Annotated in this window: 12 protein-coding genes and 1 pseudogene; 12 read left to right on the forward strand and 1 reads right to left on the reverse strand. The window is 55.5% G+C overall.

Annotation, left to right across the window (positions count from 1 at the left end):
* Positions 1-43: 43 nt before the first annotated feature.
* Positions 44-625, reverse strand: a pseudogene (locus J6J28_RS12740) (CHASE domain-containing protein); the annotation flags it as partial.
* Positions 626-821: 196 nt separating this feature from the next.
* Here J6J28_RS12740 and mraZ point away from each other — a divergent pair.
* From mraZ to J6J28_RS01255, 12 genes are read left to right on the forward strand one after another with little or no spacing between them, the layout of a single operon-like run.
* Positions 822-1,280: a division/cell wall cluster transcriptional repressor MraZ gene (mraZ, locus tag J6J28_RS01200; RefSeq protein WP_126763691.1), complete on the forward strand. Its 459-nt coding sequence runs from the start codon at positions 822-824 to the stop codon at positions 1,278-1,280.
* Positions 1,277-2,227, forward strand: coding sequence for a 16S rRNA (cytosine(1402)-N(4))-methyltransferase RsmH (rsmH, locus tag J6J28_RS01205; RefSeq protein ID WP_301720782.1), 951 nt, complete (start codon positions 1,277-1,279; stop codon positions 2,225-2,227). The genes mraZ and rsmH overlap by 4 nt, the downstream gene beginning before the upstream one ends.
* Positions 2,217-2,534, forward strand: a complete 318-nt coding sequence (gene ftsL, locus J6J28_RS01210) for a cell division protein FtsL (RefSeq protein WP_301719450.1) — start codon at positions 2,217-2,219, stop codon at positions 2,532-2,534. The genes rsmH and ftsL overlap by 11 nt, the downstream gene beginning before the upstream one ends.
* Positions 2,525-4,273 (forward strand): peptidoglycan D,D-transpeptidase FtsI family protein, encoded by a 1,749-nt coding sequence (locus J6J28_RS01215; RefSeq protein ID WP_301719451.1) that lies wholly within the window; start codon positions 2,525-2,527, stop codon positions 4,271-4,273. The genes ftsL and J6J28_RS01215 overlap by 10 nt, the downstream gene beginning before the upstream one ends.
* The gene (murE, locus tag J6J28_RS01220; RefSeq protein WP_301719453.1) at positions 4,270-5,757 is read left to right on the forward strand and encodes a UDP-N-acetylmuramoyl-L-alanyl-D-glutamate--2,6-diaminopimelate ligase; all 1,488 of its coding nucleotides are present in this window, start codon (positions 4,270-4,272) and stop codon (positions 5,755-5,757) included. Before J6J28_RS01215 ends, murE begins: the two co-directional genes overlap by 4 nt.
* Complete coding sequence (locus J6J28_RS01225) at positions 5,754-7,190, forward strand: UDP-N-acetylmuramoyl-tripeptide--D-alanyl-D-alanine ligase (protein WP_301719454.1); 1,437 nt, start codon at positions 5,754-5,756, stop codon at positions 7,188-7,190. The genes murE and J6J28_RS01225 overlap by 4 nt, the downstream gene beginning before the upstream one ends.
* Positions 7,184-8,266 (forward strand): phospho-N-acetylmuramoyl-pentapeptide-transferase, encoded by a 1,083-nt coding sequence (gene mraY / locus J6J28_RS01230; protein ID WP_301719456.1) that lies wholly within the window; start codon positions 7,184-7,186, stop codon positions 8,264-8,266. The genes J6J28_RS01225 and mraY overlap by 7 nt, the downstream gene beginning before the upstream one ends.
* A 9-nt stretch (positions 8,267-8,275) precedes the next feature.
* Positions 8,276-9,661 (forward strand): UDP-N-acetylmuramoyl-L-alanine--D-glutamate ligase, encoded by a 1,386-nt coding sequence (gene murD, locus J6J28_RS01235; RefSeq protein WP_301719457.1) that lies wholly within the window; start codon positions 8,276-8,278, stop codon positions 9,659-9,661.
* 25 nt (positions 9,662-9,686) lie between these two features.
* A complete protein-coding gene (gene ftsW, locus J6J28_RS01240) occupies positions 9,687-10,934 on the forward strand; it encodes a cell division protein FtsW (RefSeq protein WP_323125226.1) in 1,248 nt (415 codons plus the stop codon).
* Positions 10,931-11,998, forward strand: coding sequence for an undecaprenyldiphospho-muramoylpentapeptide beta-N-acetylglucosaminyltransferase (gene murG / locus J6J28_RS01245; protein WP_301719461.1), 1,068 nt, complete (start codon positions 10,931-10,933; stop codon positions 11,996-11,998). The genes ftsW and murG overlap by 4 nt, the downstream gene beginning before the upstream one ends.
* Positions 11,989-13,479, forward strand: a complete 1,491-nt coding sequence (murC, locus tag J6J28_RS01250; RefSeq protein WP_301719462.1) for a UDP-N-acetylmuramate--L-alanine ligase — start codon at positions 11,989-11,991, stop codon at positions 13,477-13,479. The genes murG and murC overlap by 10 nt, the downstream gene beginning before the upstream one ends.
* Entirely contained in the window at positions 13,476-14,390 is a 915-nt protein-coding gene (locus J6J28_RS01255) for a D-alanine--D-alanine ligase (RefSeq protein WP_301719463.1), read from the forward strand. The genes murC and J6J28_RS01255 overlap by 4 nt, the downstream gene beginning before the upstream one ends.

A 14,390-nucleotide genomic window follows, 5' to 3' on the forward strand; every position in this document is an offset into this window, starting at 1 on the left:
ACTGGTATTCAGGGTGATCGTAGAAGCCGACCTCATGGAACAGGTGCTCATGATCAATGACCAGTGAGGCAATCCCCCAGAAGCTGCCGTCGGCCTGGAAAATAGGAAGTCGGGCAATGAACGCCGTGCCCCCTTGCAGCAAATTCACCGGGCTGCTCAGGATAATGTCCTGACCGCCAATGGCGCGCAGGATTTCATGGTATTGCTCACGCACGTTACGGTAATCGGTGCCGAGCAGCTGTTCGTTACCGGCACGCGGGTAGATAAAGCTGATACGTAGATCGGGAGCCAGGGCCAGGTGACTGATATCGAGCTCAGTCGTTAAAAACTCATCCAGAATCTTTTGCAGACGACTGCGATCGGGGGTGTCTTGCCAGAGAATTTCGGGTTTCAGCGCGCGCAAGACCAGCACATTAGCCTGAATGCGATGTTCGATACTTGAACGCATCGAACTCAGATGCTCCAGAGCACGACGTTTTTCGATCTCGCGCTGCTGCACACGTTCAGTCTCGACAATAGAATAAACAGCGAAGAGCAGGGCGGCGGCGATAAAAAATAAGCCAAAAAAATCGCGCACCATACGCCACTTCGCCTGCGCTGGCGTGTAGTGCGTCGGTTTTCTCATTAAGTCACTGATAAGTTTACGCAATGTTTCGGCTTATTATTGTAATAATGATTCGCAATAGCATCTTCTAGCACATTTATCAGTGCGTCAAGCCCTGTCGCATGTCGCAAAGTCCCCTTTTTTTCTTGACAGTGGGAAAGATCGGCACCTAGACTGTCACATTGTGGGGATTTGTGGGTAATAGTGGATCAATTTTATGTTTCGTGGTGCAGCAGCATTAAGTCTAGATGACAAAGGCCGTCTTGCGATACCAGCAAAGTATCGGAAGAGCCTTATGCTTGACTGTGAAGGCCAGATGGTCTGTACCATAGATATCAAGCAGCCTTGCTTGTTGTTATATCCTTTGCCGGAATGGCAAATCATCGAACAAAAACTTACCACCTTATCCAGTATGAACCCCGCAGAGCGTCGTCTTCAACGTTTACTGTTGGGTCACGCCGAAGACTGCCAGATGGACAAAAATGGCCGTATCCTGATTGCTCCAACCCTGCGTCAACACGCAGATCTGGATAAAAAGATCATGATTATCGGTCAGCTCAATAAGTTCGAACTCTGGTCAGACGCGGCATGGCAAGAACAGGTTGCTGCTGATATGGCAGCAGAACAACAGGACGATTTGGCACTCAGTGATCGACTACAAGACTTCTCATTATAATGACAAAAGCGCCGCAACATGTCTCGGTGCTGTTACAGGAGTCAATCGAGGCTCTTGCCATCAGACCGGACGGAACTTATCTCGATGCCACCTTTGGAAGAGGGGGGCATTCACGCGCCATATTGTCACAACTCAATGACCAGGGCCGACTGATAGCGCTCGACCGCGACCCCACCGCGATTGAAGCCGCTGAAGCTCTGCGTGACGACCCACGCTTTACCATCATCCACACTCCCTTCTCACGTCTTGATGACGTGCTGGAAACGCAGCAACTGCGTGGCAAGCTTGACGGTATCTTATTTGATCTTGGCGTCTCATCCCCACAACTTGATGATGCTGAGCGCGGCTTTAGTTTCATGCGTGAAGGTCCCCTGGACATGCGTATGGACACCAGCAGCGGCATGACAGCAGCGGAATTTTTAATGACGGCAACTGCCGATGAAATTGCCTTCGTGTTGCGCGAGTATGGCGAAGAGCGGTTTGCCTGGCGTATTGCGCAGGCCATCGTGCAACATCGTGACGAGCAACCACTGACCACCACTAAGCAGCTGGCTGACTTAATAGATAAGGCCGTGCCCTTCAAAGATAAGCATAAGCATCCCGCCACCCGCAGTTTTCAGGGTATTCGTATCCACATCAACGGCGAGCTGGATGAAATTGAACAGGCGCTGAAAGCCGCGATTACTGGTCTGAAACCCCAGGGCCGACTGGCGGTAATTAGTTTTCATAGTCTGGAAGACCGGTTGGTGAAACGCTTCCTTCGGGCACAAAGCAAAGGCAAAGCCATTCCGGCGGGGTTACCACTGCGTGATGATCAAATCGATCGCGGTGAAACCGTGAAACTGATTGGCAAAGCGAACAAGCCCAGTGCTGCAGAAACGCGCGACAACCCTCGTGCGCGCAGTTCTGTGTTGCGTGTGGCAGAGAGGTTACCTTATGACCAATAGCCGCGTGCCGACTTTGTTATCTGTGTTGTTTAATGACTTACGCCAGCAGAAGCTGGTGATTTTGTTATTTGCCTGCATCCTGGCCAGCGCACTGGCAGTCATCTATATCGCGCACGCGAATCGTTTGTTGACCATAGAACGCGATGATCTGTTGTCGCAGCGTGATCAAATTGACATCGAGTGGCGCCACTTGCAAATCGAGCAAACGGCGTTGACCGAGCACAGTCGGGTAGAGCGGATTGCCAGTCAGCGGCTAGGCATGGTTCGTCCGGAAGGAAAACAGGAGGTGCTGGTGCCATGGCAGTAACACCTCGGAAGCGCAATCAGAAAAAGGGCATACAGCCGCATTTAGGGCAGGGACGTTTTTACTTTGCTCTGTTTGTCGTATTTGCAGTGTTTGCAAGTCTGGTTGGGCGCGCCGCTTTCATCCAGGTGATTGAGCCTGAGCAACTGATTTACGAAGGTGACCGCCGCTCACTACGGATGGATCCAACCCTGGTACAGCGCGGTACCATCGTCGATCGTCACGGGCGCGAACTCGCGGTAAGTGTGCCCGTGCAAACCGTATGGGCAGATCCGCAGCGCGTACACGAGGGCCAGGGCTTAGCGAATCGCGAGCGTTGGCTGGCGCTGGCTGAGGTTTTCCGTACTGATGTGGACACCTTAATGGCCCGGGTCGCCGATCCGAAGCGCCGGTTTGTGTATCTGGAGCGTAAGGTTACGCCAGCGGTCGCAGATTACGTGCGCCAGTTGGGAATTCCTGGCATCTATTTAAAAACTGAATCACGCCGGTTCTATCCGGTCGGTGAAATCACCGCGCATCTGGTGGGTTTTACCGATATCGATGGCATGGGCATTGAGGGGCTGGAAGCCGCTTATAACGAGGTTCTAACAGGGACGCCGGGTGAACGGCTGTATCGCAAGGATGCACAAGGACGGGTTGTTGAAGAAATAAGTACTACCGCCGCCAAACAACCAAAACAATTAACGCTAAGTATTGATCAACGTTTGCAATCACTGGCCTATGCCGAGTTGAAAAAAGCCGTGCGCTATCATCAGGCAACCTCGGGTTCAGCAGTGATTGTCGATGTTGACACTGGCGAAGTGTTGGCGATGGTCAACAGCCCGTCCTTTAACCCGAATAATCGCACCGATTTGCAACCGCATCGCATGCGTAACCGGGTCATTACCGATGCCTACGAGCCTGGCTCAACGATGAAACCATTGGTGGTTTTAGCCGGACTGGAAGCTGGCGCAATTGAGAAAGATACCATTATCGATACCAATCCTGGCTGGATGCGCCTCGGCGGTCGCCGGGTCAGCGATCCCATCAACCGCGGCGAGCAGAGCATTACCGAAGTTTTACAGAACTCCAGCAATATGGGCTCGTCCAAGATTGCCTTACTCACAGGTGTCGAGCAGCTGCTGGCAACCTATGCTGCGGTCGGCCTCGGCAATGACACAGGTATTGGCATGATTGGAGAAAGTTATGGCGTGCTGCAACATCGCACACGCTGGTCAGATTTTGAGGTGGCAACGCTATCCTTTGGTTATGGCCTGACGGCAACGACACTGCAGTTGGCGCAGGCCTATTCGGTCATCGCCAGTGGCGGTGTGCACCGTCCGTTAACCATTCAGCGTCGCGCAGAGGGTGAATTGCCGCCCGGCCGCCAAGTGGTATCGCGTGAGAATGCTGAGGCGGTACTGCTGATGTTAGAGCAGGTGGTCGCCGATGGCAGTGCTAAGAACGCGCGGGTGCCAGGTTATCGGGTGGCGGGCAAAACCGGCACGGCACGAAAAGCAATTGCCGGTGGCTATGGTGATGAATACGTGACCTTGTTCGCTGGCGTGGCGCCGGTGAGCGACCCCCGCATCGCGGTAGTGGTAACGATCAATGAACCAAGTGGTGATGATTATTATGGCAGTACCGTTTCCGCACCTATTTTCGCGGAAATCGTCGGTGACGCACTGCGGGCAATGAATGTTGCCCCTGACCATCTGGAAGACACGCAACTGCGGGTCGCAGGCTTTGGAGGTGGACAATGATGCAGTTGCCACAGCTTTTACCTGTCTACCCTTTGCCCCTGCCGGAGGTCGCCATTGGTGGCCTGAAACTGGACAGTCGGCAAGTGGCACCAGGCGATGCTTTTGTAGCGGTGCCGGGCTATCAGGTCGACGGCCGCGATTACATTGATGCGGCCATCGCTGCGGGCGCAAGCGTGGTGCTTTGTGAAGCCGATGGCGTCGATGTCGAGCAGCATGGCAACACGGTAGTGGTTGAGGTTCCCCAGTTGAAAGAGCAGTTGTCGCGCATTGCGGCACGATTCTACGGCGAACCCGGCAAACATCTGCAGGTGATTGGGGTTACCGGCACCAATGGCAAAACCTCCGTAACCTATTTGATTGCCCAGTTGCTGGATGGACTGGGTGTGAAAGCTGGTGTGATTGGTACCACAGGCAGCGGTTTCCCTGGCGCTTTACTTCCGGAAACCCACACCACCCCGGATCCGATTGCGGTGCAGCAACGCCTGGCCGCCCTGCGTGCCGAGGGTGCGACCGTGGTGGCAATGGAAGTTTCCTCGCATGCCCTGGTGCAACGGCGCGTGGAAGCTATTCCCTTTGCTGTCGCAGTGGCGACCAATATCAGCCGCGATCACCTGGATTACCACGGCACGATGAGCAATTACGCCGGTGCCAAACGGCGTCTGTTTACCGAGCTTAGCTCCGCAAACGCTGTATTGAACAGTGATGATGCGGCATTAAGCGCCTGGCTGCCGGACCGTCCCGATGCGTGGCGTTTTAGTTTACATCCGCAGCAGCATGAACACGGCGTGTATGCGAGTGCAGTGCATTTTGGTGATGCCGGTACAGATTTCACGCTCAACGTCCCCGCCGAGAGCGGGCGCCTTGAGTACCCTGTCGCTTCTCCGCTGTTGGGCGAGTTCAATATTTACAATTTGCTGGCGGCGATGGTTGCCGTTGCCCGGCTGGATTTCGACTGGGCCGCAATTTGTCAGGCGGTGCGTGGATTGCATCCCGTGCCCGGACGCATGGAAGCCTTTACGCAACCGGGCCAGGCGCTGGTTATTGTTGACTACGCGCATACGCCGGATGCCTTGCAGCAGGTGTTAACTGCCCTGCGCCGGCATTGTCACGGCGAGCTGTGGTGCTTATTCGGCTGCGGTGGTGACCGCGACCGTGGCAAACGCCCGCAAATGGGCGCCGTCGCCGCTCAATTCGCCGATCGCGTGGTAGTGACCGACGACAATCCCCGTACGGAAGAGCCGGAGCAGATTGTGCGCGATATTTTGACCGGGATCCCTCAGCAGGACAAGGTTGAGGTTATTGCCGGACGCGAGCGCGCCGTTACTGAAACTATCGCCAAAGCCCAGCCGAAAGACGTTGTGGTGCTGGCCGGTAAAGGCCATGAAGATTATCAGGTAATTGGCCAGCAGCGCATTGCCTATGATGAGCGCGCGCTGGTTGCTGAGTTGTTAGTGAGACAACAGGTGAGCGGGGGGCAGTCATGATCAAAACAGATATGCAGTGGATTAGTCGCGCCGTCGACGGTCAGTTATTTGGCGATAACTGCAGTATTGAGTCGGTCAGTACCGATACACGTGAGCTGCCCGAGGGCTGCTTATTCATTGCCCTGCAGGGGCCTAATTTTGATGCCCATGAGTTTGCGGCCGATGCCGTGAGTAAAGGTGCGAAAGCACTCATGGTCGAACGTCATGTGGACCTGCCAGACGCGCAGCAGGTACCGCAAATTGTGGTCGCTGATACCCGTCATGCACTGGGTCAGCTCGGCGCCGCGGTAAAAGCCAGTGTGCAACCAAAAACTATTGCTATCACTGGCAGCAGTGGCAAGACCACCGTCAAAGAGATGCTGGCGGCGATTTTGCAAACCCAGGGCAATGTGCTGGCCACAGCGGGCAACTTTAATAATGACATCGGCGTGCCCTTAACCTTATTGCGCTTAGAGCCAAGCCATGACCTGGCGATTATCGAGCTGGGGGCAAATCATTTGGGTGAAATTGCTTATACCACCCGCTTAACACAACCGGATGTCGCCATTATCAATAATGTCGCACCGGCGCATGTGGAAGGGTTTGGTAGCGTGCATGGTGTATTTCGCGCCAAGTCCGAAATTTTTAAAGGCTTGAATGCCGATGGCTTAGCGCTGACCCCGATTCGCTCAGAGTTTGCGCCATCCTGGCAAAAACAGATTACCCATTGCCGCCATTTGACCTTTGGTCAGGACGCCGGCGCTGCGATTCGCGCAACCGATGTTGCGATCGACGAGCAGGGCTGTGCCAGCTTTACTGTGGATCTGGACAAAGCATTGAGCGGCACCGCGGAATCAGCACGAATCACGCTTAACCTGCCAGGTTTACACAACGTTGACAATGCACTGGTAGCCATAGCTGCTGCCGTTGAGGTAGGTTGTCCGCTCGCTGATGCACAGGCTGCCCTGGCGGCTTTAAAGCCAGTTCCCGGACGCATGCAGGTGGTGCCTTTAAGTGACCATATCAAACTCATTGATGACAGTTACAACGCTAATGTTGGCTCGGTGAAAGCCGCGCTGGACATGCTTGCAGTTTACCCGGGCTGGCGCATGATGGTGCTCGGCGATATGGGAGAGCTTGGTGAGGACGCCCGCCATTATCATGAAGAGATCGGCGCCTACGCGATTCAAGCTAATATCGACAATCTTTATACCTTGGGAGTGCTGAGCCAGAGCGCCAGTGAAGTGTTCAATGGCCGTGGTGGCAGACATTTTTCCGATCAGGACGCTTTGGTGAATGCCATTATTGCAGCTGCGCAACAGGCTTCAACGCCTATTACCATTTTGGTGAAAGGCTCACGTAGTGCCCATATGGAACGTGTTATCGCAGCCCTGCAAGCACGCGCAAGCGAATTACACCCAAGCTTAGGCCAAGAAGGAAAACACGCATGCTAGTTTGGCTAGCTGACTATTTAACCCAGTTTGCAAGCGGCTTTAACGTCGTCTCCTACCTGACCATGCGCGCTATTTTAAGTGTGCTGACGGCGCTGCTGATCGCGCTGTGGATGGGACCACGGTTGATTCGCTATCTGCAGCGCTTGCAGATCGGCCAGGCGGTTCGTGATGACGGGCCACAGTCGCATTTGAGTAAAGCCGGTACCCCGACCATGGGCGGCCTGCTGATTATTGCCGCCATCGTACTTTCCACCGTGCTTTGGGCTGACCTTTCCAATCGCTACGTGCAAGTGGTGTTGGGGGTGGTGATTGGCTTCGGGCTGGTCGGCTTTATCGACGATTATCGCAAAGTGGTACAAAAGAATTCACGGGGCTTGCCGGCCAAATGGAAATACTTCTGGCAATCGGTGATTGCCACCGCAGCAGCTGTTGTGCTTTATGCCAACGCCACCGTTGGCGCTGAAACTCAGTTGCTGGTGCCCTTCTTCAAAGATTTGATGCCACAGCTTGGCATGCTCTACATCCTGCTTGCCTATTTTGTGGTGGTCGGCACCAGTAACGCTGTGAATCTGACCGATGGCCTGGATGGCCTGGCCATTGTGCCCGTCATCATGGTGGCTGGCGCCTTGGGCATTTTTGCCTATGTTTCAGGCAACATCAATTTTGCCGCGTACCTGAACATCCCGCACTTGCCATTATCCGGCGAGCTGCTAGTGGTTTGTACCGCCATCTGCGGCGCCGGGCTGGGCTTCCTTTGGTTCAACACCTATCCGGCGCAGGTCTTTATGGGCGATGTCGGCTCGCTGACCCTTGGTGCGGCGCTGGGAATCATTGCGGTCATGGTCCGGCAGGAATTGATTTTATTCATCATGGGCGGTGTGTTTGTGATGGAAACTGTATCCGTGATGCTCCAGGTGGGCTCGTTCAAACTGCGCGGCAAGCGCGTGTTCAGAATGGCACCCATTCATCACCACTACGAATTGAAAGGTTGGCCAGAGCCACGGGTTATCGTGCGGTTCTGGATTTTGTCACTGGTCTTTGTCCTGATAGGTCTGGCGACCTTGAAGCTACGTTAAGGAGCGGTCTTGAGTTACCTTGCAGCACTGCACAAATACGATGTCATCGGCGTGGTCGGACTCGGCCAGTCGGGACTTTCGTGTGTGCGCTTTCTGTTGCAGCAGGGGATTCGACCGTTAGTGTTTGATACGCGTGCGCAGCCGCCTCTGGCGGGCGAGTTACAGCAATTAGATGGCTCGCTGGAACTATTTACCGGTGAACTTGATATTGGCGAACTCGCCGCCTGCGACCTGCTGGTGGTCAGTCCGGGATTGGATTTGCGCCTGCCGGCATTGCAAATGGCCCAGGACGCCGGCATTTGCCTGGTTGGGGATGCGGATATCTTCGCGCACTATGCGCAGGCACCGGTGCTGGCGATCACTGGCTCGAACGGCAAGTCCACGGTTACTCAATTGACCGGTGAACTGTTGCGCGCCGCCGGTAAGAATGTAGCGGTGGGTGGCAATATCGGCGTGCCGATGCTGGACGTACTGGCCCCGGACGTGGAGGTTTACGTACTTGAGCTGTCGAGCTTTCAGCTGGATAGCATGCACGACCTTAAGCTGCACGCCGCGGCGCTGCTCAACATCAGCGATGACCATTTAGATCGCTATGCTGACCGGCATGCTTATACTGCCTCTAAACATCGTATCTATAGCAATGCCGAGCTCGGCATCTGGAATCGTGATCAGCGTGTCACCGCGCCGCAGACCATCCCCCTCGCGCAGCAGTTTAGCTTCGGTCGTGACGCCCCTGATAACGAAGTGCCGGGCTTGTTTGGCCTGTGCCAGGGTGATGATGAGCTGTTTATCTGCGTCGCGGATGAGCCGTTAATCGCCGCATCGGAGTTGCAGCTTGCCGGCGTGCATAATCTGCTGAACGTGCAGGCTGCTCTGGCGTTAGTGCTGAGCATGGGAATTGAGTTAACCAAAGTGCTACCGGCATTACGGGCATTCAAAGGGCTGCCCCACCGCTGTGAACTGGTGGCCGATAGCGACGGTGTGCGCTGGATAAACGACTCAAAAGCAACCAATATTGGCGCCGCGGAAGCGGCCATTGAGGGCTTGCGTCCGCTGGTCACCGGCAAGCTTATCCTGATCGCCGGCGGCGATGGTAAAGGCGCTGACTTCGTGACGTTCAGAAGCGCGCTGCAATTGGTTGATGAGCTCATCGTGCTTGGCCGTGATGCGGATCGTATTGCTCAGCATCACGATCAGGTGACCCAGGTACAGGATTTAACGGAAGCGGTGCGGGTGGCGGACAAACTGGCTACCCGCAACAGTGCGGTGTTACTGGCACCAGCCTGCGCCAGCCTGGACATGTTTAAAAATTATCAGGACCGCGGTGAGCAGTTTAAAACCGCGGTGCTGGAGCAACTGCAAGAGAACCAAGCGCAGGAGGTGCCGCATGACTGATACCGCAGCACTTCGCGCCAAGCAGCTGAAAGAGAGTAAAGAGCAGCAACTTGAACTCAGCATTCAGGAAGTTGCTGCCGGGCAGTCGCCGTGGACGCGGATTCGCGACTGGTGGTTGCCAGAGCAGAGCATTCTTTATGACCGCGTGCTGTTATGGCTGGCCCTGGGCCTGCTGGCGTTTGGTCTGGTAATGGTCAGTTCAGCGTCTTTTCCGGTCGCCGAGCGTTTAACCAATAATCCGTTTCATTTTGTCATTCGTCACTGCATGTACCTGACCCTTGGGTTGGCGTTGCTGGCGACCGTGGTGCAGGTACCGTCCGACTGGTGGTTCAAAGGTAGCAGCGGATTGCTGTTACTGGGCCTGGCGTTACTGATTGTGGTACTGCTCATCGGCCATGAAGTCAATGGTGCACAGCGCTGGCTCAAATTCGGACCTATTACGTTGCAGGTGGCGGAACTGGCTAAATTCTTTTTCGTCATTTACCTGAGTAGCTACCTGGCGCGGCGTATCAATCTGGTGCAGGAAAACCTGAAAGAATTCTTTAAACCGCTATGCGTGCTGGCCTGTTTTGCGGTGTTGCTGCTGATGCAGCCGGATTTCGGTTCAATGGCGGTGATGGTCAGTATTGCTGTGGGTATGCTGTTTTTGGCTGGCGCGCGGTTGTGGCAGTTCTTCGGCATCATTATCACCCTCGCTGTGGTGGTGACCCTGTTAATCATTAAAGAGCCGTACCGTATGCAGCGCGTGACCTCTTTCCTTGATCCCTGGCAGGACCCGTTTGGCAGCGGCTATCAGCTGACCCAGTCGCTGATGGCATTTGGCCGGGGTGACTGGCTGGGCCAAGGCCTGGGGAACAGCATTCAGAAATTACAGTACTTACCTGAAGCACATACGGATTTTATCATGGCCGTAGTTGGGGAAGAGCTTGGTTTTCTGGGCATCGTAGCGGTGTTGCTGGCGGTCTTTGCCATTGTTGTGCGGGCACTTTTGATTGGCCGCCGGGGGCTGCAGATGGACGCGCGCTTCAGCGCCTTTGTCGCCTATGGCATCGGCATCTGGTTTGCCTTTCAGGCACTGGTCAACATAGGTGCTGCGGCCGGTATGCTGCCCACCAAAGGTCTGACCCTGCCACTGATTTCTTATGGCGGCACCAGCCTGTTGGTCAGCTGTGTCGCACTGGGAGTGTTATTACGCATTGACTACGAAATACGGGTGGCAAGTGTGAAGGTCACTCCACGGACCGGGCTACGGCGACGGAGGGCTTCAGCATGAGCCAGATTATGATTGCTGCTGCTGGTACCGGTGGCCACGTATTTCCTGCCCTGGCCGTTGCCGAAAAATTGCGCGAGCGCGGCCACACCGTGGTCTGGCTTGGCACTACGGAGCAACGCTTAGAGGCACGCGTCGTGCCTGCCGCTGGTTTCCAGTTGGAGCAGATCTCCATGCAAGGGCTGCGCGGTCATGGCGTGTTACGCAAATTGATGATGCCCCTGCGGATGCTGAAAGCCATCGGTCAGTGCCGTAAACTTTATCGTCAGCATCGCACGCAGGTGGTGCTGAGTTTCGGCGGCTATGTGTGCGGGCCTGCCGGACTCGCCGCAAAAGCGGCAGGGATTCCGTTATTGGTGCATGAACAAAACGCGGTGGCCGGATTAACGAACAAAATGCTGGCGCGCTTCGCCCAGCACGTGATGGTCGGCTTTGCCGCTGCACAGCAGCAGCTGCCTGGCGCGGAAGTTACGGGTAACCCGTTGCGCGCCGACTGGATGGGTGCACAACCGCAAAAATCAACCGATGACAAACTACGCTTGCTGGTGGTCGGTGGCAGTCTTGGTGCTCAGGCGCTCAATCTGGCGGTGCCGCAAGCAGTGGGCCAACTGAGTGCACGGCAGCGACTGCAGGTCGTACATCAGTGCGGTCAGGGCCGCGTGGCCGAGGTGGAGCAGGCGTATCAGCAGCAGGGCATCGCCGCTGTTGAAGTGGTGGAATTTATCGACGCCATGCACAGCGCCTATGCGCAGGCTGATGTCGTGATCTGCCGGGCTGGCGCACTGACCGTGAGTGAACTGGCAGTGGTCGCGACACCGGCACTCTTTGTGCCTTTGCCGCACGCGGTCGATGACCATCAAACCGCAAATGCGAAAGAATTGGTAAGCGCCGGAGCCGGCGCATTGTTGCCGCAAGCCCAGCTGGAGAAAATTCAGCCGTTGGTCGACATTCTGGAAGACTGGCTTGCGCATCCTGAACAATTAGAACAAATGCGGACGCGGGCCCAGGCGGCGGCGCGTCCCGATGCCACCGAAGTCGTGGTTGAGAGGTGTGAGCAATGGCTATGACGTCAACCCCATTCACCGCTGTCAGCGTACCGGAAATGCGCCGTGTCCGCCGAATCCACTTTGTCGGAATCGGTGGTGCCGGAATGGGCGGTATCGCCGAAGTATTGTTGAATCAGGGCTACACCATTACCGGTTCAGACCTGGCTGAAAACGCTAACACCAAACGTCTGGCTGAGTTAGGCGCTACGATTTACATGGGTCATGACGAGAGCAATGTTGCCGGCGCTGATGTCATCGTGGTGAGCTCGGCAATACAGCCGGACAACAGCGAGTTACAAGCCGCTCAGGCCGCGTTTATTCCACAGGTTCGCCGCGCTGAGATGCTGGCGGAGCTGATGCGCTTCCGGCATGGGATTGCGGTGGCTGGCACCCATGGCAAAACGACCACAACCTCGTTGCTGGCCAGTATTTTTGCCGAGGCGGAACTGGATCCAACCTTTGTTATTGGTGGCTTGCTCAACAGTGCTGGTAGTAATGCCCGCTTGGGTTCGAGTAAATATTTGATTGCCGAAGCCGATGAGTCGGATGCGTCGTTTCTGCACTTACAACCTATGGTCGCAGTGGTCACTAATGTCGAAGCCGATCATATGGACACTTACGGTGGTGACTTCAACCGTTTGCTGGATACCTATATCGACTTCCTGCACAACCTGCCGTTTTACGGCCTGGCTGTGATTTGTGTCGATGATCCGGTGATTCGCGAGTTAATGCCGCGGATTGGCCGGCAAATGACGACCTATGGCTTTAGCGACGATGCTGATGTGCGTGGGTCCGATTACCAGCAGCAGAGCGGACAGAGTCACTTTAAGGTTCATCGTAAAGCGAAAGCGCCGCTGGACGTGACGGTCAACTTGCCTGGCCGGCACAATGTACTCAACGCGCTGGCCGCGATCGCAGTCGCCACCGATGAAGGTATCGACGACGCGGCCATTCAACAGGCATTGAAAGATTTCAGTGGTATCGGTCGCCGCTTCCAGTTACTCGGCCAATATCCAAGTGAGCGGGATAGCCAACAGGGCGAGGTCATGCTGATCGATGATTATGGTCATCATCCGACAGAAGTTGCCGCGACCATAGCCGCGGCCCGGGCCGGTTGGCCTGAACATCGCCTGGTCATGGCATTTCAGCCGCATCGGTACTCACGCACCCGGGATTTATACGATGAGTTTGTTTCGGTGTTGGCAGAGGTCGATGTGCTGTTGCTGCTCGATGTCTATAGTGCCGGCGAGGCAGCGGTGCAGGGCGCAGATAGTCGTTCGCTGGCGAAATCGCTGCGACTGCGCGGAAAAGTTGAGCCGATTTATGTCGGTGACCGGGGCGAACTTATGAAAGTTCTGGCTGACATTTTGCAACCCAAGGATATGTTGTTGGCGCAAGGCGCTGGCAATATTGGGGCCATCGCAAAAGACTTAGCGGCCACCGAATTACAGCCCGATGCCTTGCGCCGGGCGGGTGCAGCTTACACGGAGGAGCAGGCATGAGCGAGTTTGGCAAAGTTGCGGTGCTGCTGGGTGGCGACTCGGCCGAGCGGGAAGTCTCGCTGCGCTCGGGACAGGCTGTGGTTCAGGCCTTGCGTAACGCGGGGGTTGACGCGCATGCCTTTGATCCAGCCCATAACCCACTGGCGGAACTGAAAGAGCAAGGCTTCACCCGGGCCTTCAACGTGTTGCACGGCCGGGGTGGCGAAGATGGCACTATTCAGGGGGCATTGCATTATTTAGGCATCCCTTACACCGGCAGTGGTGTGCTGGCGTGTGCGCTGGCAATGGACAAGGTCAAAACCAAACAGATCTGGCAAGCGTCGGGTTTACCTGTCGCGCCAAGTGTGGTTGTGAGTCAGGGCGAGACGCTGGACTATGCCAGGTTACTGGACGAATTGGGTGGCAAGGTGATGGTCAAGCCGGCCCAGGAAGGTTCCAGCATTGGCATGAGTTCTGCAGCCACTGCTGCACAACTTGAAGCTGCGGTGGCTTTAGCCTGGAAGTTTGATGATGAAGTGCTGGTCGAAAGCTGGCTGAGTGGGCCGGAGTTCACGGTGGCATTGCTGAACAATAAAGCTTTGCCGGCCATCAGGTTAGAAACCAGCCACGAATTTTACGATTACGATGCGAAGTATCAGGCCAACGATACCCAATATCACTGCCCGGCGGACTTAAGTGAGGTCGAAGAGCTCGCTTTGCGGCAACTGGCTGAAGCGGCGTTTCGCAGTCTTGATGGCGCTGGCTGGGGCCGCGTTGATGTGATGTGTGACAAATATGGCCATTTCCGGTTACTGGAAGCCAATATGGTGCCGGGGATGACAGAGAAGAGTCTGGTGCCGATGGCAGCGAAGGCCGCCGGCATGAGTTTCGAGCAACTGGTGGTGGCGATTTTACGCCACGGAGAGGGCTGA

It is taken from the genome of Pseudidiomarina terrestris (assembly GCF_030466375.1).
Taxonomy (GTDB): Bacteria; Pseudomonadota; Gammaproteobacteria; order Enterobacterales; family Alteromonadaceae; genus Pseudidiomarina; species Pseudidiomarina terrestris.

What these genes read in the sequence shown, in the direction of transcription:
- mraZ (WP_126763691.1), top strand. Translation starts at nt 822, where the DNA reads ATGTTTCGTGGTGCAGCAGCATTAAGTCTAGATGACAAAGGCCGTCTT.
- ftsL (WP_301719450.1), top strand. Translation starts at nt 2,217, where the DNA reads ATGACCAATAGCCGCGTGCCGACTTTGTTATCTGTGTTGTTTAATGAC.
- J6J28_RS01215 (WP_301719451.1), top strand. Translation starts at nt 2,525, where the DNA reads ATGGCAGTAACACCTCGGAAGCGCAATCAGAAAAAGGGCATACAGCCG.
- murE (WP_301719453.1), top strand. Translation starts at nt 4,270, where the DNA reads ATGATGCAGTTGCCACAGCTTTTACCTGTCTACCCTTTGCCCCTGCCG.
- J6J28_RS01225 (WP_301719454.1), top strand. Translation starts at nt 5,754, where the DNA reads ATGATCAAAACAGATATGCAGTGGATTAGTCGCGCCGTCGACGGTCAG.
- mraY (WP_301719456.1), top strand. Translation starts at nt 7,184, where the DNA reads ATGCTAGTTTGGCTAGCTGACTATTTAACCCAGTTTGCAAGCGGCTTT.
- murG (WP_301719461.1), top strand. Translation starts at nt 10,931, where the DNA reads ATGAGCCAGATTATGATTGCTGCTGCTGGTACCGGTGGCCACGTATTT.
- murC (WP_301719462.1), top strand. Translation starts at nt 11,989, where the DNA reads ATGGCTATGACGTCAACCCCATTCACCGCTGTCAGCGTACCGGAAATG.
- J6J28_RS01255 (WP_301719463.1), top strand. Translation starts at nt 13,476, where the DNA reads ATGAGCGAGTTTGGCAAAGTTGCGGTGCTGCTGGGTGGCGACTCGGCC.